The organism is Photobacterium kagoshimensis, assembly GCF_050337045.1.
GTDB classification, from domain to species: domain Bacteria; phylum Pseudomonadota; class Gammaproteobacteria; order Enterobacterales; family Vibrionaceae; genus Photobacterium; species Photobacterium kagoshimensis.
Window position 1 is genome coordinate 205204 of the sequence record NZ_JAKJSO010000008.1, and the last position, 26512, is coordinate 231715.

A 26512-nucleotide genomic window follows, 5' to 3' on the forward strand; every position below is an offset into this window, starting at 1 on the left:
TCAGTAGCACAAGATGTGGGTGCCAAAAACGCAAAAAGGATGCCGAGGCATCCTTTTGGTTCAATCATACTTCGTCTATGAAGCTGGATTGAAAAATTTGGTCTTCAATTTTTCTTCATGAAAGTCATTGAATTTCTATTATGCGGTCAGCTTAAGACACGCGGAATAGCTTAATTGAGTCACGGCGCACAGTCACACCACGGAAAGTTACAGGCTCTAACAACGTCATTAGTTGCTTAGAAACGAAGAACTTACCACCGTATGAACGATCGCCACCACGGTTAACCCAATCCGCAAATTCATCTGCCAAGCTAAACATAGAGTTACCGACCAATAATACCAATACTTTAGCTACTTCACTGTCATTCTGTTTGTTGAACTCAGCGTCGCGAACTTTCTTACGGTATTCGTCAACAATTCTTTCAAGGCACTCAAATCTGCTCATATACACCACCACAAAAAAAGAGGAGCGGATACTACTGCGCGAACCCCATGAAATCAACCCATCAAGGCCAGTTCTTGCAATAAAACACGTTATTTTTTCATGTTGCTTACCTGTTTCGCCAAATATGTCATATAAATCACATTTTATGATCAACTTTTGCTCAGATATACTTTTAGGTGTATTTTATATGTAACTTTAAATTTTGCATAAAATATCAGGCAAACACATGAAAACGGATGCAGAGCTCATTTTACTTGGCTCATTAAATACCGAGTTCAAAACCTTAACTGCCATGGTACATATTTATTGTCGCGATCATCATGGCTCTACAACACTTTGTGCTGACTGTGATGATTTTTTGCACTATGCACAGATGCGGCTTGATCGCTGTCCGTATGGTGAAGACAAACCCACGTGCAGACAGTGCCCTATTCACTGCTACAAAAAAGAGTACAAAAGCAAATCTCAAACAATAATGCGCTACAGTGGGCCAAGAATGCTTTATAAGCACCCTATTCTTGCTATACGCCATTTATTAGCGGAAAGGCGACCTGTTCCATCAAAACCTGCGGCAAATGTGTCAAATCGCCACAGGCGGAAGATATTAGGGAATGTTAAGTAGATAGAAGGCGTACTAATTACGGTAATAATCGATAACCTGTACTTTGGTTGGTTCATCATCACCGCTTAAAATAAGCGTAAATTGATTATTACCCTCAATTCTTACCGTTGCACCAGAAGGGCCAGTCACACTCACGCCTTCTATTTTTTCAAATGCACGTTTAGCGTCATAAAACATATTCACAGTAATTTCATCATGACTACTGGTTGATATCTCAAACTGGCAAATTCCCGTGTCGCATTGCACATCCAACGCTTGGTTATTAACAACGTCTATATTTTGAACATTTTTAATGGGCGTTGCGGCTAGTTGGTCGTTATCACTACATGCCGTCAACGAACCAAGCGCCGATACTAGTACAATCATTTTTACTATCAATTTCAAACTACATACCTCATTGGCGCCGCGCCTAGTTCAAATGCTTGTTAACTAGGCTCCGTCAATAAATCAACGAGGGCTAATCAAGCGTTGGGATGAAGCACTTTCGCTAAACACTTTGCCATTATCTGATTATTATGGTGATGAACAATGTTTTGAGAATTAAGCAATTGTGGCAGTTCAATCACCAATATGCCGATCAACATGCTGTACCCCAGCCAATGGTTGGGGTAGATCACCAGTAATAGTATCGACAACAAAAACAGACTTAAATTCACCCCTCCTCGTACAAACTTACCTAAATAAAAATGATGTAGCCCTACAACAAAGAACCAATTCAATACTGCGTAGGTATCTGGATCTTTCACTTGGTCAACTTCTAGCTGGTAGTATTGTTTGCGTTGAGCGTCCGTAAGCTGACGAATTTGACCTCGTAAGTCATCTTCTTGCTGCTTCAACGCCGCGTGACGTAACACCATATTCTGCCCTCAATATTTACTAGCACGTAGTCGTAGGAGTGCTATTTTGATTGTTTATTAGGTACAGGATCATGAATTTTATGAACGCAATCAGGATCACTACAACGACGAATGCGCTTCGCTCCAAGTTTAATCCCTTTATATGCGCCATAACGTTCAATTGCTTGCCGTGTGTACTCTGAGCAAGTCGGTTCAAAGTTGCATTCCAAATTAAAGTAATGCTTTGAACCACCACCTCGTTGATAGCGTGCAATCATCCCTAGCGCAATACGCTTAATTAGCATTAACCGTTACGCCCTAATGTCACAATGACAGCTTCACGACTCCAAAATAACCAGAAACGTTTACGCTCAATAACCTGAAAAACTAATTGCCAGCCATCGGCCGCTTCTTCATTCAAGGTCGCTTCCAGCTTTTTAAGTGGTAAGCCACTCGACCCTAGCAACAAAGTACCGCAGCCGCCTTCGACAATGTGTACCACTTTATATTCTTTAAAAGCTGTCATTCTTTCCCCTACTTTCACTGATTATTTTCATTACTTCTTTTTATAGCACTGTAATTAAACAAAAAAAAGCCGCGCTCTTACGAATAAGACCGCGGCTTATAATTAAAGTTATTTAAGACTGTGTAGAGGTTTGTGATGCATTCTCTAACCGCTCTAACTCTTCACCTTTATTAATCAGCTTCGCAATCACTTTCGATAAGCCTAACGTAACAACGGCCATTACGATGGCAAGAATCGCGAGATTATAGAAGTAACTGGCGTATACACCTTCAATAATTTCAGGTGTAAGTACTTGATCTTTTGGTAAGGCAATCTTCGTTGAAATAACGGCAGCTAAGATACCACTGAGAGACAGCGCAACTGAACGTAGACCAATAGCAAACGCAGAAAGGTAACGAGGCACCATTTCAAAAATGAAGCCAGCCCCTAGCGCACCCACAATCAACTCCGCCATTGACTGGAAGAAATGAACCCACAAGATCCAATCAGCAGAGATTTTGCCATTTTCACCCACAAAACTGGTTGATAGGCCCAACAAGCTAAATGCGATACCACTAAAGATAAACGCAACGGCAAATTTAGTTGGAATAGTTGGCGAGTAACCTTTGTTCTCTAACCAGCTATACGCATAAATCATTGGCCCACCTAAAACAAAACACCACAGTGGGTTAAAAGCAGCGTTAGATTCAGGTCGAATTGGGATAAAGCCAAGGATCTGATCGCCCATTAAGTTAATGGCATAGATGTTCATCGAGGTAAGCATCTGACCATAGTAGAAATAGAACACGATCATGATAAAAATAGTGATGAGTACACCACACATTTTGTATTTGTACGCCGCAGATGCTTTTGTGATTTCATAAATGAAATACAAAATAGCGCATGCACCTAGACCATATAATAAGAACTTACCTTCATCTAAGTTTGAGAAAATCCAAAACACTAAGCCCAGCATGAGCGCTGAGCCTGTCACAAAATATCCCCACGTTTTCATACTGACACTGCGGCGGTCAATGTCATTACCGACTTGGACAAGTTGTTTTCTAAAAGTAACAAAGAGCACCAAAGTAATCAGCATCAAAAATGATGAAATAAAGAAGTTACCTTGGTAAGCCAAGTACGCCACCAAGAATGGGAAAAGGTATTTAGATGCAAACGACCCCAAGTTATTAATGGAATAGTTAACCGTTAGACCCTGTTGAAAAGCTTCCCTGTTTGTTGCTGAGTATGAGTTACCCAATAGTACTGTCGGGCTGGTTGCCGATAGCCCGCGAGCGTAACCGATCAAAGCAATAGAGAAAATACTGAGTGGAATATTGAGCGTTGATGCCCCCATTCCCAATAAGAAAAAGCCGATAGTGTAAGTCGTGTAGCCAATATATACTGCGCGGAATGAACCAATATACCTATCAGCAACAAATCCACCAACAGCCGAAAATACAGGACCAACAGCACCAAAAGCACCCATCATCATGATGGTATCTGCTTCACTGTAATTTAACTCAAAAAGAAAATACTTTGTTAATAGAACATACGCCCCGTAAAAAGCAGCTCCCCAAAGGAACTGCCGCAAAATTAAAACCTTCGCAATACTGGGAAATCTAGTGTTTGCATCTTGCATGTTATACTCCTTCAACATTATGCACCGCAAAAACTAACATATGCAGAACTGTTAAATAATGATCTAACATGCAAATATGCAACAAGACCACATCAAGCATGTGGAATAATCGCTTTTTTTTGACATGGTTAAAATTAGAGTGGTCAAAAAACACCCACCACAGGCGCCACTATAAAAACACTCAGTAATTCAATACCCTATAGCAATGATGAAACATGTGGAAATGTGAAGTCGCGCTAATATTCGTCTTTAGCCGTCAAGCTTTCACACTTTATCGATGATCGATGGGAAGGTGTGGGGATTACAGGTGCTGATTCTGGTGCTAATTTTTTGTTAACAACCTCTTCGTTCATGCGCTCACCTCTTGGGGTTGCATGATGCTTAGGTAATGTCATCTCACAGTGCTGATTTTCGATTGCCCAGCGAACAAACGATAATACCCTTTCGACCAAATGTGCAACGTCGTCGTCACCTTGGGTATAAGGCGTTACATAAGGAATAAAACTGGATGAATGAAAAGAAAGAATAAAGTTGTTTTGCCCTATTTTCTGTTGCGCTTTAAATACCCGCTTCATTTGACGCAGACTCAAACCTTCAGGTGATAACCTATCCAAGCGTAAGCCTATAAGTTGACCCATAAATTTAAGTAGCTTGTTATTTTGCCACTGCGAAAAGGTCTTAGGTTGTCGGTTAAATACAGATTCAATAAAAGGAAGCCAGGATGTTACCGCAGCAGTATGAGGCAAAAACGTCATCCCTTTCTCAGTGAAATTAGAACAATTCCGCTGACTAAAATTCGGCCCATCGTTGACAGAAAAGTCATAATAAGGGCAAATACTTAAATCGATCTCATAACCTAAAGATACGATGTGTGCCAACGTATTAACTCCAACCCCATGCCTTCCTGCAAGGTAACTGACAGGCCGTACACCACACACTTCAGCGATCTTCTCTGTCAGATAGATTATTTTTTGCTTCTCTTCATGCGGCGCCAAGTTACCCGGATACGATGCAAAATTACTCACCGATGAAGTCTGTGAATAAAATGGAGGATTCACCCAAGGGTGTAAATGGCATGCAAACTCTATATATGAACCTTCAAGCCATTTAAAATGCTCAATGACCTTTTTACCTTCAACACTATTAACAAAAGCATAATCCATCGCTAATGTCACTTTAGCCCCTTGTGCAACTAAGGCATCAACCAAGTTTATTAAGATGTGCTGAGGCGAAACACGAGTATTTGAACGATCAAAGCCGCCTTTCCAATCGAATTCTTCTTCTGCATGAATTACGACAGATAACTCTGATGCCATCCTTGTCACCTTAAGTATCGAATTACTATTGAGAATGGCACAAGTACAGCGTTACCGCAAAAAAGTACCGCTATAGGTTGCCTATAGCGATACGATCAAACTCTGTATGCCAAATTTTGTCCCATTTTTCTCATAGGCGAATAGCAGCACTATCTTGTCACTAATGTGAGAAATTGATCACTCATAAAATAAAGGAATAGAAATCACATATTTATGAATCGTATCCCTTACTCTTCAACGATTATTAATAAACACGCTAGTCCCTATTAATAAGAAGTGACTCCCTTTCTGCTTTTTTTAGTTTAGCAACAACAAGTTGATAAGAATGATGAGCAAGATCCGTTAATAGAGTTGAATCAACTTCTCCGCAAAGTTTAATCGTTATCCAGTGCCTTTTATTCATGTAATAACCAGGAGAAATCGAATCAAATTGAGATACTAATACTTCACCATCCTCAGGTTTACATTTCACCGTAACACGCGCTATCTCTTCATTTTGAGAAACGAGTGCGTACATTTTACCTTTCACTTTATAAACTAAAGCATCAGGACCAAAGGGCGATGACACATCGGAACCAGTAAACGATGATAACAATGTTTCTATTTGATGTTTATTCATGGGCTACTCCGTGTATATCCAATAAACATGCATAGCTAAGACTAACTCAGCTGATGAGCTTTCTTAAATTTACGTATCTTTGTTCTTACGTTTTTCATCGGTGATGATGTATTAAATTGAATCATCCTCCCCAATGTCCATTTTTCATACCATGGCTGTTCATACAGTTCGGTATTATCCAAGTTCTCAATTAACCGACAGATTGATGCCATTGTTATTTCAAGTTCTTGTTGCAGCGCATGAAAAGACCAATCACGATATTCATGCTGAAAGTGCTGGGCTAACTGGCCTAATTGATTCCACTTATAACCATCAGCTGGAAATTCAACATCTCGCCCTGCTGTTTTTTCTTCATACCAAAACAACACAAGCCTGCCCCAGCCAAGCAAATAAGCCAAGGTATCGCAAACGCAGATCTTTGTTCCTTTCACATTGCCTTCAATCTCACAAAGGCGAGTCAACTCGGCTGGAATAGTGACAACGTCACAGTGCAGTTTGCTAAACGCCTCATTGATTGCGCTAAGTAACTCTACTTTATTTTGCGGAACAGAAGACACGACACACTCCTTTTTATTTGCGAATCATTATCAATACCTTGATTTACTAAATTAATTATCTAACATACATTCATTATCTGACGTCGTTAATACGTGCCACCAGCGGCTAAATCAACACATGTAAACACGAAGGCCATGAAATGAACCAAAATATACTGACAGCTTATCAAGGCGAGCTATATGGTATTGCTTTTTTTGAGTACTTTGCCAAGCACTACACAGAACAAAAGCAACAACTGCTTTGGGATACATTGATAGCAGTTGAAGTGCGTACAGCAAAACTAATCGAAGCTTATTTTGATCACATTCAACATCCTTATAATAGTCATGACACAAAAATGATTAGCAAAGGTGAAGCAGACGCACAAAAGTGGATAGCGTTGCCTTGGGATGAATTAGTGATCACACTTGAAGCTTGGGTTAAGCCCTATGAGCGCCAATACCGAGGTTGGTATAACCAAACAGACATGCATTCCGCGTTAGAATTGCCGATATACGAACTGATCGCGGCTCATGAAACAGCTATTTACGCCTGCTGGCAAAATGCGTGTCAGCAAAAATCAGGCATTGAGCCTCTTCAATCTTTTTTAAATCGCTACACGCTTTAACTAAGTGGCGAGAGTGAACTCGTAACTGTAACTCGTAACGCGATAACAAGGCTGAGATGGTAAAGCTATGAGTGAGTTGAATTACCCTATTCTGTATTCATTGCAGCGGTGCCCTTACGCAATGCGGGCAAGACTCGGCTTATTGTTCGCAGATCAGACCGTCTTATTACGTAATGTGAAGTTAAAAAACAAACCCCACGAGATGCTTGCCGTGTCGCCAAAAGGCACTGTTCCCGTGCTTTACTTTCCGCATACTGACACTGTTATCGACCAAAGTTTAGCCATTATGGATTGGGCACTATCAAGCAATGATCCCCACAACTTATTGCGCGTGAATAAGCCTGATGTATCGAATGAAATACGCCGACTGATACAACAACATGATGACGTCTTCATTCCTCTGTTAGAGCAATACAGAGCCGCTGCACGTTATCATGACGATAAAGAAACCAACGCTAGGCAGGCCTGTGAAAGCTTTATTGCGATACTGGAAGCTAAATTAGAGCATTCAACTTTCCTGATGGGCGATACGCCATCGCTTGCTGACTATGCAATGCTCCCTTTCATGCGCCAGTTTTCCAAAGTGGATAGAAAGTGGTTTCTACAAGCGCCTTATCCCAAATTTCAGCAGTGGTTGATAGCTCACTATAACAACCCTGTATATGCAAAAGTGATGAGACCCTATCCCGAATGGCTTGTTACGCGCGAGAATGTTATTTTTAACCGTGAAAGTTAATCAGCTCAAAGCAAAGCTCACTTTTGCTTAACGCAACAATAAGAAAAGACACCAATGAAAAAGATCACCTTGTACGTAAAAGACAAATGCCCACACTGTAAAGATGCTCAACGTTACCTTGATGCGAAGAAAATCCCCTACCGCTTAACGAATGCAGCGACGCCTCGTGCTCAGAAAGAGCTAAGTGCAATGAGAGCACGATCTATTCCAGTTTTGAAAGTCGGTGATCAAGTGGTTATTGGTTGGAATCAGAAGAATTTTGAGAAAGCATTTAACGCTTAGCCTCTCACTACGATTATCCCAAACTTTATATTTTCACAATGCTCAAAAAGTTTGGGATACATCGTCTGCCTAGCCCTGAACAAGGCCAAGTTACATATTCGCTATACGCTCATCAATACATTCATAAGAGCCCATTTCAAACTCACGGCAAATCCAAGGGCGATTTTCGTAAATGGTACACATTAAGGTGTCACGATCTAGTGCCGAGCACCAGCCATCGTCTAAGCGAGCCATCACCTCACCACCCCAATCATCTGTCGCTATATGCTCTTCTGGTACACCTGTATCTGTCAATATCATTACCTCTAAACGGCAACAACATGCTTGGCAATTAGCACATGTCACTTCAGAAGCAGGGACATTCTTGACTTCAATATTCATAAACAGCTTCAAAATACGTATTTGCCCGCATCATAGCTCATTATTTAGCTACGCAATAGTAATGTAATGCCCCGAACACTCGAACGGCTTTAAGTGTTGCTGTAATAAGCATTTCACAAATAGATACTTGACCTTATTACTCAGGAATAATAACATGCAATCAAAATACACCTTTAATCTTACAGAGTACTCAGGAGAGTCAACATGGCACTATCTTTCAAAAAGCTATTTAAAAAAGACGATTCCAAAGCAAATGCTGTTTTGACGCAACAAGCGAAAACTGAGGAAGCACAAGCGGCAATCGATGCTACTGCAGATAAAGCAGCAGAGAAGAAAAAAGGAAAACACGGTGAACCCGGTTTCTGTTGTGGCTCTTGCTCATAACCACTTGAAACACAAAGTTGTTTTCAGTGGTGTCGCATAAAGATTAAGTATTATCTCTCTTACGCTTCAATCTTGATATCACGCTAAATACCAACTTAAATAATAATTAGCTATCGGCTTATTTAGGTTGGTATTACTTTAAACTGCGTGGGTCAGCATTTAAATTTCGCATCTTGCCCTTCTTCATTCTCTTTAGAAAGGGAAAGCCACTTAACAATCATTTTAATCAAGCGTTCTTTACTGATCGGTTTACTCAAATGATCATCCATCCCAGCTGCAAAACTCTTCTCACGCTCTTCAGTCATAGCGTGAGCAGACAAAGCAGCAATTGGGCACCAAGGATACCCTTGTTCTTGTAATGCTCGAATGTCTGCTGTTGCTTCATAACCATCTTTATTTGGCATAGAGATGTCAGTAATAACCATATCTGGTACATGTTGGCAATAAAGTGCTACCGCTTGCTCACCGTCTTCTGCAAACACTAACTCAACAGGTGTTCCCATTAACATTTTCTCTATCAATAGCCGGTTAACATAGCTGTCTTCAGCGATGAGTATTGTCTTATTGGCTAGCGTTTGAGTGACGAGTTTGTCATCAGATACTGCGTAACTTTGATTAGCGGCAGCCAAGGCCTGTGTATGCTGATTCGCTAACGTGATACTGAATGAAAAACGAGAGCCTTTTCCTTCTTCAGATTCTACTTTTAGCTCTCCCTCGTACAGTTGTATTAAACGCTTACAAATAGCTAACCCTAACCCTGTCCCTTCATACATACGGGTTGCAGAATTATCCACTTGCTCGAACTTCTCCATAATAAAGGGCAGTCTTTCAGCAGGTATGCCGATCCCTGTATCTTCAACACAAATATGAAATTGTGTTGTTTCGTCATTCGATTCAGCATCAATAGTCACAGTCACACAACCAGACTCAGTAAATTTAAGCGCGTTCCCGATCAAATTTAATAAAATTTGATTAACTCGTCCTTTATCACCTATTACCTTGGTATTAATCTCAGGCATTATATTCATGACTAACGGCAATTTTTTCTCTTCCGCCTGATAACTACATAGCTCTAGCGTAGACCCTAATTCCTCTTGTAAATCAAAAGGTTCACAGGTGAGAGATAATTTTCCTGCTTCAATTTTACTGTAATCAAGAATGTCGTTAATAATGGCAACTAAATTACCCGCAGAACGATGAACTAGCTCAAGCTGTTCGCGTTGTTCTGGATGCATCGCTTTTTCAAGCAGTAGCTCTGTAAACCCCATAATTGCATTCATTGGCGTGCGAATTTCATGGCTCATATTGGCCAAAAATTCCGATTTGGCTCGGGTTGCCCTCTTCGCCTCTTTGAGTGCTATCTCTAATTGTTCTTCAACCTGCCTACGTTGCGTAATATCGCGTTCCACAGCGATAAACCGAACAATTTCCCCCGCACTATCTGTTACCGGTGAGATATCAAGCTCAACCCAATAAGATTCGCCACTTTTAGTGTAATTAAGGATCTCAACGCGTACAGCTTCCTTCTGAGCGACCTTCCGTGACATTTCGTGAACAGTATCAAGATCAGAGCTATCGCCTTGTAATAAACAGCCTGGTGACTGGCCAACAACTTCAGATAAGGTATAACCCGTCAGGTTTTCAAAGGCTGGGTTTACCCAGGTTATTTTACCATCCACATCTGTGATTATGATGACGTCCCTTGCATGCTCCGCAACCTGAGCAAGCTCCGTGACTTTTTCCGTTAATGCAATTTGCTGTTGGTGTTTTTCTGCCAGTTTTTTTTGTGCTTGAACTAAAGAGCGAGACATTTCATTAAAGGCGATACTCACTCGCGTTACCTCATCGTTACCCGTCACCTTTATTTGAGCCCCAGGTCCCATTTTAGCCACCTTGTCTGCGCCTTTTCTTAATACATCAAGACGACGCATTAAGTATGTTCCTAGCGCTAAAGAGAACAAAGCCACCAGCGACATTTCAGCAATGGCAATTAACAAGCTTGAGCGTGTGGCTTGGCTAAGCATGACATGAAGGTCGTTAACTGTTACCCCCATCTCAACATTGCCATAAAGCTGGCCATCTACTTGAATTGGGCTTATGACATCATAGACACCATCTGTTACATCAGCAGGAGAAACACTTGTATTAACACCGGTATAATCACCATGCATGGCTAACTCAACACCATTACTATCGGTAATTCGGATATAGGCTAGGTTTTGCTCACTAACCAGTGATTCAGAAAAACTATCTAAATAAGCTAAATCAGTCGCTAACACCGCATCCCTTGTTGCTTTTGCAAAAACGCTGGCGAGTTGATTGGTACCCACTTTTAATCGACTTTCATTCGATGATTTTAACCATTGCAAACCTGTAACAATAAGTAGTGCAAGAGCAAGAGCCTCAATCAGAGCGATACCAATTATTGTCTTCGTTCTTAACGTCATAACTAGTCCCTCCCTTGCTATTGCTATTGCTATTGCTATTGCTATTGCTATTGCTATTGCTAAAGATTGATACCTAACCCAACAATGTCATCCCAATCACTGTCTTTAGCTGTCTCAAAACCTTTAATACTCAGCATGTCAAACATCGCTTTTGCTTTAGGGTGCTGGTTAAGTAGTTCTATACTGCCACGTAGTTGATCAGCGGTTTCAGTGTCTAACGAACTCAGGTAAGCAATGGCATGAGGGGTGTAACTTTTGGTTTTATAAATAACCTTAAGTTGCTCTCTTAAAGAATCAGGAATGCTGTTAAATGTTCGCATAACACCACCACCAGCAGGATAAAGCCCTTTAGCAACAGCCATGTATACAGAGTCATGTGATCCAACATATTTAGGTGTAATCACCAACCCTTTTTGGTGTAGTTCTGACTGTGTGAGAATGGATGCAGCAAAAGCTCTAGGGGCAGGAAAAGCAAGCAGCTGATCACTCAAAGAATCAATAGAACCGCTCCAATCTTTTTGAGCAACGATTATGCCGGTAATGCGCTTATCTTTGGCATGAGCCAGCGCGCTATACCCAGGAGCATGGTTAACGACCGTAAAATGATAAGGATTCATATAAGCCATATCGTATTCACCAGCAGCTAAACGCTCTTCAAACGTAGGAATATCGCGAGCTGTAGCAAATCGAAATTTTATCCCCGTTACCTCACTCCATGCATCGAGCAAAGGCCCCCACTGCTTTGCTAATTTAGAGGCGGATTGCTGTGGAACCACACCGAAAACGATCTCTTTCTGTCCAGCAAAAGAGTGGAAAGACATAAAGACCAACAAGGCAATAAATAGCTGCTTTACGATTACGCATTTCATTTTGGTTTGCATTTTGACACTCCCTAGGCCGCTTTATGCAAATACCTCAGCTACAGACCTCTCAGTCGAGGTATCTGCCACTCTTCATTCATTGCAAACTGCATCACCCAAGTGAATTAGCAACCAATTGCATAGATAGGTAAAATAACAAACAAGTTTAGTGCCAGATTACTCACTTTTCTTTTCGGCAAAAAAAATCCCACTCGAATAAGTGGGATTCCTACCATCTTCATCCAACGCGGTATGGTCAGCTTACTTTCTCTATATGCCAAGTTCCGTGGCATAAAGCGTTAGTTACTTTCCACTCACCATCCATTTTATTATTAACTGCAGCCCCGCTAAACCGATACCCCCACCTAGGACTATCCGAGTACAGCTCTAACATGCCTTGTTCTGATACCCAGCCTTTTAAAAGCGTGTTGTTATACACCAGTGTTAAGGAAACCTGTCCATTATAAACGGTGCCAATAATTCGTGTTTCTAAACAAATTTTGTCACCACTAACGTCAACTCGTTTGCCTTCCCATTGCCCATCGAAAGCATCGGTAACAGTAAATGACGGGCTATCGGGTAATGCCACCATTATGGGTACTCGCTCGGTATTCGCAAACTGTCGAACTATGAGTAATATAGCCGCTACAATAGCCAAAATTACAAATGGTTTTTTCATACCTAACTTCCCTATCTTTTGGTTATCCCTATTTAATCTTATCGCAAGTAACGAAGCAGCTTAGCCCCTTTATTTTGGAAGTTAGCTCAAAGTTTCAAATAGTGATTTTTAATAGGTTTTTGACACGCTATAGTGGCTGCGTAATCTAACTAGCCATAATCAAGCGGGGATAAAGAAAGCAATGGAATTGTCACAATTTTTAGTGCAGCTAAAACACGACCCGAGCCATATCGAGTTTGATCAAACAATGGCTATCATCAGCCAGTATTACAACTTCACTCCAGTTGCATTTACTAATGGGGATGTGAGTAATCAAGCAGGTGAAAATAATGGTTCGTGTAAGATTTTGTCTTTTGCGAAGATCCACAAGCTACCTGAAGAACAGGCTTTAGCCTGCTTTGGCCGTTTTTATCGCGATGATGTGTTGAAACATCCGCATAATATTGACCATTTGAATATTAGAAACTTCATTCAATATGGTTGGAGTGGCGTGAAATTTGAATCACAAGCTCTTGAATGCAAGTAACTTAAACAAATAACCACAACATTATAATTCGGGATGCCCTTCCCGAGTAAAACCTAGAAATGGTGATAAGCCTAATGGCTGACGAAAAAGCAATCTTGCCCTGCTTTTATCCTCTTTAAACCAACCATTATGATGTGCCGTTAAATGATCTCACTGTTTCAGCAATTAAGAAGAAAATCAGAAAAAATGATAAGAAACTGAATACACTTACTGTTGCTATGGTGAGTTGATAATCAGTAATAGATTCAATCACCTTAGGCTTAATCAGATAAGCTTTTTCTATCGTAAAATCTTTCCTTAGTTGATTGGCACTTTCCGGTGTTAATAGTAAATCAGGGGCTATCTGTGTTTGCATTGCTTATAACTATTGATGGAGGCGCTTATCTCACGCGGTATATTGTTGAGAGTATAATATCGTCACCAACATAATATGAACAGCGTTTTTATAATTTTACCATCAGCCTTTGCCATACATTTAGGTGTATCCATTAGCCCTGATTATACCTATCTACATGCAAAGTCATTTTTTACAAACAGCATGATTCAACCACACCTTCCATTTTCACCAATAACCGCCTTCCTTTAATAACAATAAGATACAGGTGTAAATTTAACTTCCTCTGTATCTAACCGCTTATTTCTCTGTACTAAAAAACATCGAGTTGCTTCCAAATAACTCATATTGTTACTTTGCATTTTAACAAGCTTGTGAATGCCATATAAATTATTGAATCTAATTTAAAAAACACCTCTTCTTTTGGCCTAAATAAGCTAATGATTGAGCTTGTAAGAGTTTTAATTTACGTCTTCGTTGTGACCTCTTTTTTAGCAGAAAAAAACAACAATCTTCATCAGTAATTACATTCACTATTTGATAGGGATATTATGATGCAAAAATCGTTAATCGCTTGCGCCATCATTGGTAGTTTAAGCACTATTGGGCAAGCTAATGCCATGGACTGCTCCCAGATTGAGAACTGGGATAGTCGCACTGCCTACAGCACGAATGATCAAGTACAAAGCAGTAGTCTTGTGTACAAAGCCAACTGGTGGACGAAAGGAAATGAACCTTCAGCACACTCAGGACAATGGCAAGAGTGGTCTGCATTGGGCCAATGTAACGGCACACCGAGTAATCAACCACCCAGCATTACTGTTACTTCGCCACTAAGCAATGCGCACTTCACTACGGGTGATAACGTTGTACTTAGTGCCTCTGCAAGTGATCCCGACGGGACTGTCGAGAGCGTTGAATTCCTATTAAATGGCACATCTTTAGCGCTAATTACAACTGCCCCCTATACGCTTGATTGGCTCGCACAAACAGGTAACCATGCCATTGAAGCAAAAGTGACTGATAACCAAGGCGCGACCAGCAGCAAAACCGTCAATGTTTCCGTCACCAATGCGACCAACAACTTACCGCCAGAAATTAACCTGACGAACCCAACCAGCACATCTCAAATTAGAGTCAATGACAACCTCACTCTTGCCGCTTCTGCCACTGACAAAGATGGCACGATTTCACAGGTTGATTTCTATATTGATGACAGTTTAGTCGGCAGTGATAGCGCAGCGCCTTACGAACACACTTGGGTTGCCCAACAAGGTACGCGTAGTTTTAAAGCAAAAGCGATCGATAATGAAAATGCGGCAACATTTAGCGAAACAATCATAGTGGCAGTCTCTGGTGGTTCTGAGAGCGGTGGATGCCAAGGCATTCCAACCTACACCGCAGGACACAGCTACCAAGTTGGTGACACAGTACAAAACTTAAACCATAAGTATCGCTGTGATGTGGCTGGCTGGTGTTCATCCAACGCAGCGTGGGCTTATGAACCTGGTAATGGCCAACATTGGACAGATGCTTGGAGTGATTTAGGCATCTGCGCCATAGTGCCTGAAGTGGCGATTACCTCCCCAGCAAATAACAGCATTATCCTTGCTGGCTCGAATGTCACGGTAGCCGCTTCTGCCTCCGATGCCGACGGCAGTGTCACTCAGGTTCAGTTCTTTGCTGGCAATGACAATCTAGGTACAGACACAACTGCGCCGTATACGGCAGATTGGCTTGCAACAGGGTTAGGTGATGTCAGCTTGAAGGCTATCGCAACGGATAACGAAGGCAATAATGCAGAATCATCGGTGCTCGTCAGTGTAAGCGATCAAGCATTAGTCACCAGTTTGACCTCACCAGTAAGCGGGTCAACCGTTACCTTAGGAAAAGCATTTAATCTTTCAGCAACGGCTTCTGCCATTAATGGCGCAATCCAAAAAGTGGACTTCTTAGTTAACGGTAACATTGTTGCATCTGACACCACGGCACCTTACCAAGCCAATTGGACAGCAGGCTCCGCTGGTAGTTACACCGTCACTGCCATGGCGACAGATACACTTGGTGCAACGGCACTATCAGCTGCGGCTTCTGTTAAAGTTGTCGAGCAATCAGCAGTAAAACATAACCTCATCGGTTACTGGCACAACTTTGTAAACGGTGCTGGTTGCCCTATCCGCTTACGTGAAATTTCACCTGCTTGGGATATTATTGATATTGCCTTTGCAGACAATGATCGTAACAGTGACGGTACAGTGCACTTCAACTTGTACGCTGGCGACATGCACAGCAGCTGCCCTGCATTAAGTCCTGAACTCTTTAAACAAGACGTTCGCGAGCTACAAGCACAAGGCAAAGTGATCGTGCTGTCACTGGGTGGCGCGGAAGGCACCATCACCTTAAATACTGATACTGATGAAGCGAACTTTGTAAGTAGCTTAACCAGCATTATTCAAGAATGGGGCTTTGATGGATTAGACGTTGACCTAGAAAGTGGTTCTAACTTACTTCATGGCACGCAAATCCAAGCACGTTTACCGCGAGCACTCAAACAAATCGAAGCCAATATGGGTGGCGATATGTACCTAACGATGGCACCAGAACACCCATATGTTCAAGGTGGTATGGTGGCTTATAGCGGTATTTGGGGGGCTTACATTCCATTGATTAACGAACTACGCGATACCCTCGACCTACTCCATGTTCAACTATACAACAACGGTGGTTTACCTAACCCATACATGAACGGAAGCTCTGCACCTGAAGGTTCTGTGGACATGATGGTTGCATCAGCACGTATGCTGGTAGAAGGCTTTACACTGGCAGATGGGACACAATTTGCGCCACTGCGTGATGACCAAGTCGCTTACGGTTTACCATCAGGCCCTAGCTCTGCGAACTCAGGCCAAGCGCCAACGCAAAATATCTTGGATGCACTTGATTGTGCGACCAAAGGTACCAAGTGTGGCAACGTGGTTCCAACTAAGCTTTACCCTAACTTCGGTGGCGTGATGACATGGTCTATCAATTGGGATGAGCACGACGGCTACAACTTCTCTGGCCCTGTCGGTGATAAATTAAAAGCGATGAATGCACAGTAGTATTCACCAAACTTAATGTCATTGTATTTATGACGTTAAAACGCAATAAACGCTCAGTCTTTACTGAGCGTTTTCTTTTATAACTTTACGCTTAACAAGGTAATTCCGTATACTGCGCCGCTAAATACCTATCAACACGGTTAAACCAAATGATTATTTTAAGCACCAACATGGGCGACATCGAAATTGAGCTAAACATGGAGCGCGCACCTGTTACTTGTAAGAACTTTCTTAAATATTGTCAGGAAGGTTTCTACGAAGGCACTATTTTCCACCGTGTGATTAAAGGCTTTATGGTCCAAGGTGGCGGTCACACCGCTGATATGACTGAAAAGCCAACCCATGATCCTATTGCTAATGAAGCAAACCGTGGTCTGAAAAACGTGATTGGCTCTATCGCAATGGCGCGTACTGATGCCCCGCATTCAGCGACAGCACAGTTTTTTATCAACCTAGATGATAACGACTTCTTGGATCACACTGCGACAACCAACATGGGTTGGGGTTACTGTGTGTTTGGTAAAGTAACAGCGGGTATGGATGTCGTGAAGAAAATGGCTGTTGTACGCACAACCTGTAAGCGTGGTCACGATGATGTACCTAGCGAAGCCATTGTGATTGAAAAAGTAACCATTAAAGAATAAAACACGATTAAGAGTGCCATAAGAAGATGGCACTCTCATTCTGCGACAATGCGTTTATAATCCTTTTTAATCATATATAAGTTACTTTTAAGTTCAGCACATATCGCAACGACCTAAACCTACGTCATGCTGATCGTCAGCAGTCACTTTAATGTGCTAGCTGTTGTTCTAATTGAATCTTCATCCAAAACGCTTCTTGGCATATGTTATAAAACACTTTCTTAGTCGGCCTGATCGCGTAAATACCAGATTCAACGACTTGATAGCTAATCCAACACTCTTCACACACCTGATTATCCACCGTGCCATTCTCGCCAATGGCGATATCGAGTACGCTGTCTTTCTCTGCGTGGTACTGAATAACAACACCATTATCGAAAGTATAAGATGTCAGCTCTTCATCCACAGCAATATCACCATCTATATAATGATGAGCGTTCACTGTTCGATGAATAATCGAAACAACTGTTCGGTGCCCTTTAATCGCAGCGATATAAGTAAACAAATTATCCATTTGCCACTACTCCGCTCGCGCTTTCAGGGTCTTCTTAACTTTTTTTAATGCCATTGTTCGCTTTAATGGTGAGAGGTAATCAATGAACAAATTCCCTTTTAAATGATCAATTTCATGCTGCATGACCACAGCAAGAAATTCACTATTTTCGATTGTAATTTGCTCACCGTTACGGTCTAGAGCAGAGACCACAACAGAGGTGTAACGTTCTACGTCGGCGTAATAACCAGGTACTGACAAGCACCCCTCTTGCCCCATCGCTTTATCGCTACCGCTCACGACTTCAGGGTTAATTAGCACCAAAGGTTCATCGCGATTTTCTGAAATATCGATAACAACAATGGCATTGGTGCTACCAACCTGTGTTGCAGCTAATCCAATACCATCACTTGTCGAATACATGGTTGCTAGCAAATCATCAATGAAAGGTTGAACAGCGGCAATATCCGTTACCGGCTTTGCTGGAATTTTGAGTCTTGGGTCTGGAATTGTCAGAATATCTAAAATAGCCATAGCACTTCTTCAACCTTGTGTTTTTTATTCATCTTCATGATATTACAGGCTTTCTATGTTTGCGTACAAACGCACTCATTTTGTGATCTCATATAGGGATATATAAAACTCATAAGCACACTCATTGATGATAGCTCGCAATTTGCCAGTAAGTATGTAAACTATTCTCATTATCAAAAAGAGAGTTAACTATGAATACGATTGTTGTTTGGGGAGCGGCAAGTGGCTTAGGCGCAGCCATGGTCGATTTCTTCCACAGCCAAGGAACGAACGTCATTGCCGTTGCGCGTACCCCATCGAAAAATCCTCGCCTTCAAGAATTAGGGATCCCATCTATTAGCTGTGATGCAACCGATGCCCAGCAAATTGAAAGAGCGGTAGCAGCATTGCCAGCCGATGCTTGGGTTGTTTCTACTATGGGTAGTTTTCATGCCGAGGTGCCTGTTGATTACATTGGGCATCGACATTTAATCAACGCATTGGAACAACACGATATCAAACGTTTCTTGCTTGTGACCTCTCTCGGTTGTGGCGATTCTTGGCAGTACCTTTCTGACGCTGCCAAAAAAGGCTTTGGGGCTGCGGTTCGTGAAAAATCATTAGCCGAAGCTTGGCTTCAGTCGAGCGCACTGGATTACACTATTTTGCGCCCTGGTGGCTTAAAAGATGGAGACGTCACCAATCATGGTGAGCTTTCTCAACACACTGAAGTTCACGGTTTGATCCACCGTAGTGAAGTTGCAAGGCTCGCTTTACAATTACTCACTGATAAAGCCAGCATCGGTGAGATCTATCAATGTATCGACCCGACATTAACTTGGTAACGCGAGATTTGTAACGCGATAGATACAGAGATCCAGTAAAGCCCAGCCTTTCGCTGGGTTTTACTTCTTAATACGCCATCACTTTTATGCCAAACAGAGTAAACGATACCTATTTTTATCACCAATAATAAAACTTAAAGAAAACGAGAAATGATAAGGCTGTTAGCAGCCCAAACCATCCTCCAAGAACAAAACACCATTTTTGTTCATGACTGTTTTCATCCGTATCAGCAAAAACTAATGCCCCAAATGACAGAACTGGAAGACATATATATAAGCCTCCCATTTTTGAACCGCTGTACTGCAAACCTGATGGTGAAGCGATATAAAACAATAATAAATACATAGCCATAACAACGACGGCAGAGATGACATGAAAATTAAGACCTTCAATACCATAAAAGTAAAAATATAAAACTAAAATCGCTATCGTGGGTACAAGTAACATCATTCTAGCCCTTATAACGCGCCCTTGTAACCAGCTTGTTGATGGTACGAATAACAAGTTCGGGTTGTTCCAGTTGAATGTAATGGCCACTTTTCGATGTAGAGACAAAGTAACTCTCCGACGACAATTTACTCTGGGCTATTTGCATCTTGTTCCAATCTTTCGCCATCTGCTTATTCTGCTCTTCCGATAAAGAAGGCTGATTACGGTGCGTTGCTGTCAGTACCGCGACAGGAATATTATCTAAGTGCTTCAGATCAAGACTACGCGCATAAGTCAGGCTGTTTTCGATGGCACTTAATTCAGCAATCATAGTCTCCAATTGGCTCCCTGTGGCTAATATTGCACGGTACTGCGCCATGGCTTCACTAGGCAACCCCTGCTCTGGGATCTCTTCTGGTGATAGTGCTAAAAGTCCTATCGACTGTAAGACGGAAACAACGCGAAGTTCTTCGACTAAAGCCACTTGGGCCTCTGAATTAATACGCTGCATTTCAGGCGAAACATCTTCATGCAATGCATCCACCAACACAACACCTGCGACTCTATCGAGGTGACGATCCGCAAATAAGCGAACATTAAGGCCGCCGAATGAGTGTCCCACCAAGACTAACTGGTCGTCGATGTTGGCATTAGCAAGCAAGGTTTCGAGCTCTTGAACCATCGTCTGACTTGTTCGTGCTTGCTCAACATTTGGCTCACTCCAACCAAAGCCTGCACGATCGTAAGAACACACTCGGGTTGTTTGGCTTACTGTCGGTTGAACAGCCGCCCAAGACACAGAAAAGTCACCAGCCCCTGCTTCCATTATCACTGTCGGAGACCCTTCTCCCATACAGTTAATGTGCATCTTGTAGCCACCAACATCAACGAGACGCCCTGGCGCAGGGTTTCCTTCTATTAGCTTTGATTTAGCCGATGAACCAACAAATAAAAGATAAGAAAAAGCAACGAGCATAATAACAAGTACAGAAATCAATACTCTTATCAGCCACCATCTAAAACCATAAGATTTTTGCAAATACTGCGATTTTGTTGTCATTGCTACGTCCTTCTAATTTAACAATTCTATATTGGCAGGGACTTCATAAAATATGCCCTGCACTCAAACAGCAAGCTATATAAATAAGAATATTAATCCACCACTCCACCCCATAAGCCATCTAATACTGATAACGGTAGGGTTAATGCCTGAGATAATTCAACATAACTTTGCGCTAGTTTTATCTGATGTTCATTTGTATAGCCCACACCCCATACCGTTGGATCCGATAGATCTAACCGCTTTGGCTTAACGCGAGTAATACCCGACTCAGGCCTTAAATCATTCAGTTCAAGCTGCATTAAAAGCATGGGCATCGCTTGCTTTGCTAACTCGGTATAACCCAGCGAATGCAGCAAATAAATAGCATGGGCATGTGTAATTCCATGGATTTTCTCACCAGTAAAAAAATGCGCATCGGTATCAAAATAGACATGATTAACACTGCGCTTAATTGCGAGTTCACATAATGCATTAATATCAACTGGCGTCTTCTCCAAGTGCTGCAGTGTATGGCGCGCTTGAGAATGGAATAAGCGATAATCAGCAACGCCAAAATACCGCCCCCAATTATCAGCAGAACAATTTGAAATGAGTTGAGCGACATTCAGTACAATATTTTCACTCACTCTAAGATTATTATCTGAGACAGCCCTTAGAAACAAAGCACCATAAATAACACCATGCCCTGAACGGCTTAGTTGTTGTGTGTTTTTCGCTATCGCATCAATAACAGGCGTGTAATCTTTTGTTAGTTGGCTAAGTGCAAGTGGTTTTAATAAATAAGCCGCTTCTTCAGATTGCAAATGCAACCTTAGCAGTAAACTCTCATAAGCTGCATCTGAAAGATAACCACTCTTCAACAAAGCCGCTCCAGCCAATAGAGACGCACCAACATGACCATTTATCCAACCTGTACTTTCCTGCTCAACTACATTCGCTAACGCTAAAATTCCATTTTGAACGAAAGTGTCCATTATTTCCTCAATGATAACTAGTGAATACTAATACCCAACCTAAATAACTGAACGATCTCTATCTAGGTCGGTATTAACCTTGTTATTGCTTCTGATAATTTGATACCCAATCACCTTGGTGTACGGTGAATTTGGTGTAATTAACACCTCCGTCGACTGTTTTTGCAAACTTGCACAAAATACCAGCGGGTTTGTATTCAAATTCATGTAAGCTAAAAGGCTCTACAACTAAAGCCTCCTGCCCCGTCGCTTGCACCATCAATGCATTACCTTGAACAAAAACCTTAATATCCACATTGGAATTAGGCGATGAAAAATTACCTTGGTATTTTTTTAGCTGACTCACGTCTAAAGTAATAGGCTTTCGGTCAAAATCCGGCAACTCAAAAGGTCGATTATAATAGATATTCAAAATAGCGATGGTGATATCGTTGAAGTTATAATTCAGTGCATCGGTATTAATCGCAAAAGCAAAATCATCACTTTCAAAATAGCTCATATCAGACTGAAAGCCCTCTATTAACCCTCTGTGCCCATAACTGTATTTATTATAAAACGGTAACTTAAAAAGCCCTTTACTCGTGGTATTTGTTATCCCTTTCATTAAAGCCAGGGACTGTCTAGAGACCAATTCACCTTTGAATAGAGCGCGCATAAACCGTGTTAAATCATAAGGCGTCGACAATACTGCACCAGCACTATTGGCCACACTCATTGACCACTGAGTAGCTAAATGCCATTCGTTATTATCGAAATAAAAAGACTGTTGTTTACGCCCACAATCCTTCCTTTCTGCACAATATACAGTATGTGCTAAACCCAGTTTATTGATAATACGATCTTGCACTAATTGGGTATAAGATTTTCCTGTTACATCCTCTAATATATAACCCAGTAGTGCATAATTTGAATTGGAATACTCATAGCTAGAATCAGGTTCAAATGTCGGCGAGAACGCTGCTATTTTTTCCAGCATCTCTTTTTTATCTTGATACTGGGTAAAGTAAGCGTTAAACGCAGGATCATTGGTGTAGTTAAAAATACCACTTCGATGCGAGAGCATCTGCCCTATGGTTATTTTAGAAGCATTCTTAATCTGAGGATAAAAATCAGAAAGAGGTGTTGCTAACGTCAGCTTACCTCGCTCGATCAGCTGGAACACTAAAACCGAGGTGAAGGTTTTAGTAATAGAACCCGCCTTATATAACTTTTCATCACTCGTGAACTTTGCAGCCTCTTTGGAGAGCAGGGTTTGCTTACTATAAATGACCTCTCCTTTTTCAGTTAAGACAACACTCAAGGTTGCCTTATTATGCTCAGCAAGCGACTTCAAATACCGATCCATTTTATCTTTATCGAACGTAGTTGCAGAAAAGGCCAGACTCGGCATTAAGAGGATGGGTAAAACTAAACCAAGGTTTTTGCTGTTATTCTTCGACATACGACGCAATCTATCAGCCCACATAAACACTCCATTGATAAGGCTTTGCTACGAATCGTGGCTATCTCTTTGACGATTGATTTATCTTTTAGATAATTGAAAAGTAATGAATTATCTAAATTTTAATCGTCGCAACGCCCACCACAATTTACTCAATAATTGTGTCATAAATGCGAAACAAAAACTGACTTCATCAGGATAACAATATTGATATGGGTCGAAATATTGACTGCAACTATTGATGACAGCAATCCATTGATCCCCCTAAATCGTATTGATTCAAGGACAAGTTTACATACAAGCGCTCGCAGCAGATCGCCGCGTTATCTAGCTACAACTGCATAGAGCATTATTCCTTATCGAAGCTATCCACGACGATCGCCCCCATCGAAGCTGGCATAGTGATCACGATAATGCGCTTTAGTGCCACCAGAGGGTCACTCATTAACGGTAATTTGTCTAAACAGAACAACACCAAAGCCACGACGAAAGCTGCCATCAAATAGGCAACAACAATACGGAAAATAAAAACAAGCTTTCTCTGGCTAACATTGCGCTGAAACACGCTTTCATAGGTATATAAGGTCAGGAAAGTAACAGATAACATGTTCATACGCCCTCACCATCTATTGTCTCGTGCTATTCCTAAGCAGATACAATAGTAAACGTGAGGCTCAATATTTCGATCACAATTATCAATCTGAAGTCATAACAAAATAGGCTAGAGAACTGATTTATACACGCAAACCTCACGAGCCTGTCCGTGCATATGTCGCATCATATTTTCTACATAGCCAACGCCCAGCTTTCGAATCACGGATTTAGACCGTTCATTTTCAGCTAAATGCATAACATGAAGCTCTGTAAGGCCATGATGTGATTTATAAAACTCAACCAACGCCTCCGCTGCTTCAAAAGCGATTCCCTGCCCCCAAAACGGCACACCAAGCCAATAACCTAAAACACCTAAACCCCTGTCCAATAAAGGAAAACCGACAGCTCCAATAATATCGTCACAGTCTTTCAACGTGATGGCGTAAACCACGCTTTCACCTTCAATAAACTGTGCTTGGTGTGTTTGAATCCAGTCGTATGCCATAGCAGGCTCATAAGGATGAGGAATATTGGCCGTCATATCAGCAATGACCTTTTCACCGGCTAACCTAGCCACTCGTTCACTATCACTGAGCTTAAAGGCTCGTAATACAAGCCTATGCGTTTCAATATCCTTCTGCATTTCCCATCCTTAGTACTCAAAGACTATTCGTTAACACTAGCTTCAGCAACCCATGCCTTCGCCACTAGCCAATCCATCGCGACTTTAGTTGCAAGTGAACAAATAGCGAAATCATCACCATCCACAAATTTCAGCTCTTCAATTTCGGCATCAGGGCTTAATTCTCCTGAATATTCCGCGACATAACACGTCAATTGAACGAACACACCATCATCTTTACCATCGGCTTGCGCCGTAAAGGTGTCAACATACTTAATGGTATCTGAGACTAAATCGACAGAAATCTCTTCTTTGATTTCGCGTATTAGTGCTTGCTCATCAGTTTCGCCCAGTTCACGCTTTCCACCCGGTAAATAGAATAGCGTTTTACCTTTTGACCTTACAGTAAGTAACTTACCATCACGAATATATAACCAAGCCAGCTTATCAATTACTTTATCCATTTTGATTCTTTATATTCTCTCATTACTTTTGAGTATGATTAAAGCACTGCCTAGTAACTAAACCCCACTTATCATCAAGGTATTTGTCTTCTTCATAATTCCCCGATGTATAGTCATTTACGACATCACGCCAAAACTTCACCGCATGATCAGCACCCGCGACTTGCTTGATTTCCCAAGAACCTTCAAGTCGCTCAAAAAGCGTCGAAATGAACTGCTTTCCCACCTTATTCTTACGAAAATATGGCACTACATAAAAATCACAAATCTCAAACTCTTGGGATGACTTGTCTTCGATTGCAGTAAGAGCCGCAGGTACACCGTCTATATACAATAGGTAACCCGTGACCTTGTTTCCGATTTTGGGATATATTTCAAACAAACCATTTTCATCAGGCTTGTCCCCAATAATCTTTGAAAACTCTGCCGCATAGCCTTGGTATAAATTCGCATATACCTGCTCATTACTGTTATCAACTTTCACTATATTCATCATAAATTCTCTATACAACCGAGGTGCTAAAATTACTAAAGCGTTTTACTTTCATTATTATACGTTGTTTCGTAGCTCTACAAATTTCTTGTTTTTAATCTCTGATGCGGAAAGTAAAAGCTTTGATTCAGGGAAAAACACACGTTTAGCCCCTGCACCTAGCACTGCCTCTCGAAAAGCGCGTATTTCAACATTGGTATAGTCACCTTCAGAAGCATCCAAAAGCTGAACAATTGCAATTGGGGCTGATGAAAGTAATGATTTTGGAACAACTTGTTTTACAAGCTCTTTTAAGCAGCTTTCGATTTCATAAAAATCACCCATTAACGTTCGAGGGTGCGCCAAGGCATCGCACGCCCTCGTTTCCGACTGACCACTTTCTACATGCGTGATCTGAGCTTCGCCTTTTCTGATTCGAAAGTATATATGGCTATCTTTAAACACAAGGTCTCCCTTTAAAATAACGTTCTATAATGATGAAAACAACGTAGCCACCAAATGTAAACCCTTATGATAAAAACAAAAATGGGTCCAAATCACGAATACCTCGCGGTTTGAACCCTATTAAATACCTGGTTAGTATTGTATTGCCAATACTTTTAATCATCTAATTTAAGCGACTTCTGCCGTCGTAGGGTCAATAACTGACTTAACCTCATTAACTTGGCTAATTGGAAACTCGCCCATTTCAGCATGTTTTCGAACTAGATCTTCATCATCAGCAATAAAAACACAATAAATCTTATTCGTAGTAACGAAAGTTTCTAACCACTGAATTTTCGGTCCTAATGCCTCTAGAACACTACATGATTTTTGAGAGATGCCCTGTAGCTCCTCAGAAGTAAGATCTCCTGCGCCTTCGACCTCTCTTTCTATGACATATTTAGGCATAAATACCTCCTTTCGATCCACATAAAGTCTAGTCTAAAGGAGAGATTCTCATCTAAAAAATACGAGTGCCAGAAAACCAGTCCGCGCATCAAACACGACTTCCCGTTGTTACCCCCCAAGAATACATATGGGAGTATGGTCACGTTACCCATTTCATCGTCACGA

34 protein-coding genes and 1 pseudogene are annotated in these 26512 nt (G+C 41.4%); 9 read left to right on the plus strand and 26 right to left on the minus strand.

Annotated elements, in window-relative coordinates:
• Nucleotides 1-151: 151 nt before the first annotated feature.
• On the minus strand, nt 152-445 hold the full coding sequence (locus tag L4C35_RS01435; protein ID WP_048898335.1) for a hypothetical protein: 294 nt from the start codon (nt 443-445) through the stop codon (nt 152-154).
• A gap of 226 nt (nt 446-671) precedes the next feature.
• Here L4C35_RS01435 and L4C35_RS01440 point away from each other — a divergent pair, with 226 nt between their 5' ends.
• Complete coding sequence (locus L4C35_RS01440; RefSeq protein ID WP_428461202.1) at nt 672-1067, plus strand: nitrous oxide-stimulated promoter family protein; 396 nt, start codon at nt 672-674, stop codon at nt 1065-1067.
• A 12-nt stretch (nt 1068-1079) separates the two neighbouring features.
• Here the strand turns inward: L4C35_RS01440 and L4C35_RS01445 are convergent, their stop codons facing one another.
• The 8 genes from L4C35_RS01445 to L4C35_RS01480 all read right to left on the minus strand — a co-directional run bounded on the left by L4C35_RS01445 (nt 1080) and on the right by L4C35_RS01480 (nt 6542).
• Entirely contained in the window at nt 1080-1451 is a 372-nt protein-coding gene (locus L4C35_RS01445; RefSeq protein ID WP_428461203.1) for a spore gernimation protein, read from the minus strand.
• A gap of 77 nt (nt 1452-1528) precedes the next feature.
• The gene (locus L4C35_RS01450; protein WP_428461204.1) at nt 1529-1924 is read right to left on the minus strand and encodes a TM2 domain-containing protein; all 396 of its coding nucleotides are present in this window, start codon (nt 1922-1924) and stop codon (nt 1529-1531) included.
• 41 nt (nt 1925-1965) lie between these two features.
• A complete protein-coding gene (yidD, locus tag L4C35_RS01455) occupies nt 1966-2208 on the minus strand; it encodes a membrane protein insertion efficiency factor YidD (RefSeq protein ID WP_428461205.1) in 243 nt (80 codons plus the stop codon).
• The gene (locus tag L4C35_RS01460) at nt 2208-2429 is read right to left on the minus strand and encodes a DUF4177 domain-containing protein (protein WP_048898330.1); all 222 of its coding nucleotides are present in this window, start codon (nt 2427-2429) and stop codon (nt 2208-2210) included. Before L4C35_RS01460 ends, yidD begins: the two co-directional genes overlap by 1 nt.
• 112 nt (nt 2430-2541) lie before the next feature.
• Nucleotides 2542-4050: a peptide MFS transporter gene (locus L4C35_RS01465; RefSeq protein WP_428461206.1), complete on the minus strand. Its 1509-nt coding sequence runs from the start codon at nt 4048-4050 to the stop codon at nt 2542-2544.
• Between the two features lie 236 nt (nt 4051-4286).
• A complete protein-coding gene (locus tag L4C35_RS01470) occupies nt 4287-5366 on the minus strand; it encodes a polysaccharide deacetylase family protein (RefSeq protein ID WP_428461207.1) in 1080 nt (359 codons plus the stop codon).
• A 256-nt stretch (nt 5367-5622) separates the two neighbouring features.
• Nucleotides 5623-5985: an MmcQ/YjbR family DNA-binding protein gene (locus L4C35_RS01475; protein ID WP_428461208.1), complete on the minus strand. Its 363-nt coding sequence runs from the start codon at nt 5983-5985 to the stop codon at nt 5623-5625.
• A gap of 41 nt (nt 5986-6026) precedes the next feature.
• Nucleotides 6027-6542 (minus strand): ClbS/DfsB family four-helix bundle protein, encoded by a 516-nt coding sequence (locus L4C35_RS01480; protein WP_428461209.1) that lies wholly within the window; start codon nt 6540-6542, stop codon nt 6027-6029.
• 140 nt (nt 6543-6682) lie between these two features.
• Between L4C35_RS01480 and L4C35_RS01485 the strand changes: the two genes are divergently transcribed.
• From L4C35_RS01485 to L4C35_RS01495, 3 genes are all read left to right on the plus strand, one after another.
• Nucleotides 6683-7150, plus strand: coding sequence for a hypothetical protein (locus L4C35_RS01485; RefSeq protein ID WP_428461210.1), 468 nt, complete (start codon nt 6683-6685; stop codon nt 7148-7150).
• Nucleotides 7151-7217: 67 nt separating this feature from the next.
• Nucleotides 7218-7886, plus strand: coding sequence for a glutathione S-transferase (locus L4C35_RS01490; protein ID WP_428461211.1), 669 nt, complete (start codon nt 7218-7220; stop codon nt 7884-7886).
• A gap of 54 nt (nt 7887-7940) precedes the next feature.
• Nucleotides 7941-8168, plus strand: a complete 228-nt coding sequence (locus L4C35_RS01495) for a glutaredoxin family protein (RefSeq protein ID WP_428461212.1) — start codon at nt 7941-7943, stop codon at nt 8166-8168.
• Between the two features lie 90 nt (nt 8169-8258).
• On the opposite strand, the gene L4C35_RS01500 is transcribed toward L4C35_RS01495, so the two are convergent.
• Complete coding sequence (locus L4C35_RS01500) at nt 8259-8549, minus strand: YkgJ family cysteine cluster protein (protein WP_428461213.1); 291 nt, start codon at nt 8547-8549, stop codon at nt 8259-8261.
• A 204-nt stretch (nt 8550-8753) separates the two neighbouring features.
• On the opposite strand from L4C35_RS01500, the gene L4C35_RS01505 reads away from it, so the two are divergent.
• Nucleotides 8754-8933 (plus strand): CCGSCS motif protein, encoded by a 180-nt coding sequence (locus L4C35_RS01505; RefSeq protein WP_428461214.1) that lies wholly within the window; start codon nt 8754-8756, stop codon nt 8931-8933.
• A gap of 152 nt (nt 8934-9085) precedes the next feature.
• Here the strand turns inward: L4C35_RS01505 and L4C35_RS01510 are convergent, their stop codons facing one another.
• From L4C35_RS01510 to L4C35_RS01520, 3 genes are all read right to left on the minus strand, one after another.
• Nucleotides 9086-11380: an ATP-binding protein gene (locus tag L4C35_RS01510; RefSeq protein WP_428461215.1), complete on the minus strand. Its 2295-nt coding sequence runs from the start codon at nt 11378-11380 to the stop codon at nt 9086-9088.
• 59 nt (nt 11381-11439) lie between these two features.
• Nucleotides 11440-12261, minus strand: coding sequence for a phosphate/phosphite/phosphonate ABC transporter substrate-binding protein (locus L4C35_RS01515; protein ID WP_428461216.1), 822 nt, complete (start codon nt 12259-12261; stop codon nt 11440-11442).
• Between the two features lie 235 nt (nt 12262-12496).
• Nucleotides 12497-12919 carry a hypothetical protein gene (locus tag L4C35_RS01520; RefSeq protein WP_428461217.1) on the minus strand — a complete coding sequence of 141 codons (423 nt, stop codon included), beginning with the start codon at nt 12917-12919 and terminating at the stop codon, nt 12497-12499.
• Nucleotides 12920-13100: 181 nt separating this feature from the next.
• Here L4C35_RS01520 and L4C35_RS01525 point away from each other — a divergent pair, with 181 nt between their 5' ends.
• Nucleotides 13101-13445 carry a HopJ type III effector protein gene (locus L4C35_RS01525; protein ID WP_428461218.1) on the plus strand — a complete coding sequence of 115 codons (345 nt, stop codon included), beginning with the start codon at nt 13101-13103 and terminating at the stop codon, nt 13443-13445.
• Between the two features lie 127 nt (nt 13446-13572).
• Here L4C35_RS01525 and L4C35_RS01530 read toward each other — a convergent pair whose 3' ends face one another.
• Nucleotides 13573-13800: a hypothetical protein gene (locus L4C35_RS01530; protein WP_428461219.1), complete on the minus strand. Its 228-nt coding sequence runs from the start codon at nt 13798-13800 to the stop codon at nt 13573-13575.
• Between the two features lie 533 nt (nt 13801-14333).
• Here L4C35_RS01530 and L4C35_RS01535 point away from each other — a divergent pair.
• Entirely contained in the window at nt 14334-16880 is a 2547-nt protein-coding gene (locus L4C35_RS01535; protein WP_428461220.1) for an Ig-like domain-containing protein, read from the plus strand.
• A gap of 149 nt (nt 16881-17029) precedes the next feature.
• Complete coding sequence (locus L4C35_RS01540; RefSeq protein WP_428461221.1) at nt 17030-17524, plus strand: peptidylprolyl isomerase; 495 nt, start codon at nt 17030-17032, stop codon at nt 17522-17524.
• A gap of 148 nt (nt 17525-17672) precedes the next feature.
• Here the strand turns inward: L4C35_RS01540 and L4C35_RS01545 are convergent, their stop codons facing one another.
• Both L4C35_RS01545 and def read right to left on the minus strand, forming a co-directional pair.
• Complete coding sequence (locus tag L4C35_RS01545; protein ID WP_428461222.1) at nt 17673-18038, minus strand: hypothetical protein; 366 nt, start codon at nt 18036-18038, stop codon at nt 17673-17675.
• Between the two features lie 6 nt (nt 18039-18044).
• Nucleotides 18045-18551, minus strand: a complete 507-nt coding sequence (def, locus tag L4C35_RS01550) for a peptide deformylase (protein ID WP_428461223.1) — start codon at nt 18549-18551, stop codon at nt 18045-18047.
• Nucleotides 18552-18742: 191 nt separating this feature from the next.
• Between def and L4C35_RS01555 the strand changes: the two genes are divergently transcribed.
• Entirely contained in the window at nt 18743-19375 is a 633-nt protein-coding gene (locus tag L4C35_RS01555) for an SDR family NAD(P)-dependent oxidoreductase (RefSeq protein ID WP_428461224.1), read from the plus strand.
• Nucleotides 19376-19493: 118 nt separating this feature from the next.
• Here L4C35_RS01555 and L4C35_RS01560 read toward each other — a convergent pair whose 3' ends face one another.
• The 10 genes and pseudogenes from L4C35_RS01560 to L4C35_RS01605 form a co-directional block, all read right to left on the minus strand.
• Nucleotides 19494-19826 (minus strand): hypothetical protein, encoded by a 333-nt coding sequence (locus tag L4C35_RS01560; protein WP_428461225.1) that lies wholly within the window; start codon nt 19824-19826, stop codon nt 19494-19496.
• A 1-nt stretch (nt 19827) separates the two neighbouring features.
• Nucleotides 19828-20865 carry an alpha/beta fold hydrolase gene (locus L4C35_RS01565; protein WP_428461226.1) on the minus strand — a complete coding sequence of 346 codons (1038 nt, stop codon included), beginning with the start codon at nt 20863-20865 and terminating at the stop codon, nt 19828-19830.
• A gap of 92 nt (nt 20866-20957) precedes the next feature.
• A complete protein-coding gene (locus L4C35_RS01570; protein WP_428461227.1) occupies nt 20958-21842 on the minus strand; it encodes a hypothetical protein in 885 nt (294 codons plus the stop codon).
• 82 nt (nt 21843-21924) lie between these two features.
• Nucleotides 21925-23307 (minus strand): serine hydrolase domain-containing protein, encoded by a 1383-nt coding sequence (locus tag L4C35_RS01575; RefSeq protein WP_428461228.1) that lies wholly within the window; start codon nt 23305-23307, stop codon nt 21925-21927.
• A 325-nt stretch (nt 23308-23632) separates the two neighbouring features.
• Nucleotides 23633-23890, minus strand: a pseudogene (locus tag L4C35_RS01580) (DUF2391 family protein); the annotation flags it as partial.
• A gap of 114 nt (nt 23891-24004) precedes the next feature.
• Entirely contained in the window at nt 24005-24520 is a 516-nt protein-coding gene (locus L4C35_RS01585) for a GNAT family N-acetyltransferase (RefSeq protein ID WP_428461229.1), read from the minus strand.
• 23 nt (nt 24521-24543) lie between these two features.
• Nucleotides 24544-24963 carry an NUDIX hydrolase gene (locus L4C35_RS01590; protein ID WP_428461230.1) on the minus strand — a complete coding sequence of 140 codons (420 nt, stop codon included), beginning with the start codon at nt 24961-24963 and terminating at the stop codon, nt 24544-24546.
• 22 nt (nt 24964-24985) lie between these two features.
• Complete coding sequence (locus L4C35_RS01595; RefSeq protein ID WP_428461548.1) at nt 24986-25456, minus strand: GNAT family N-acetyltransferase; 471 nt, start codon at nt 25454-25456, stop codon at nt 24986-24988.
• A gap of 57 nt (nt 25457-25513) precedes the next feature.
• Complete coding sequence (locus tag L4C35_RS01600; protein ID WP_428461231.1) at nt 25514-25900, minus strand: hypothetical protein; 387 nt, start codon at nt 25898-25900, stop codon at nt 25514-25516.
• 168 nt (nt 25901-26068) lie between these two features.
• On the minus strand, nt 26069-26347 hold the full coding sequence (locus L4C35_RS01605) for a DUF4242 domain-containing protein (RefSeq protein WP_428461232.1): 279 nt from the start codon (nt 26345-26347) through the stop codon (nt 26069-26071).
• Between the last annotated feature and the right edge of the window lie 165 nt (nt 26348-26512).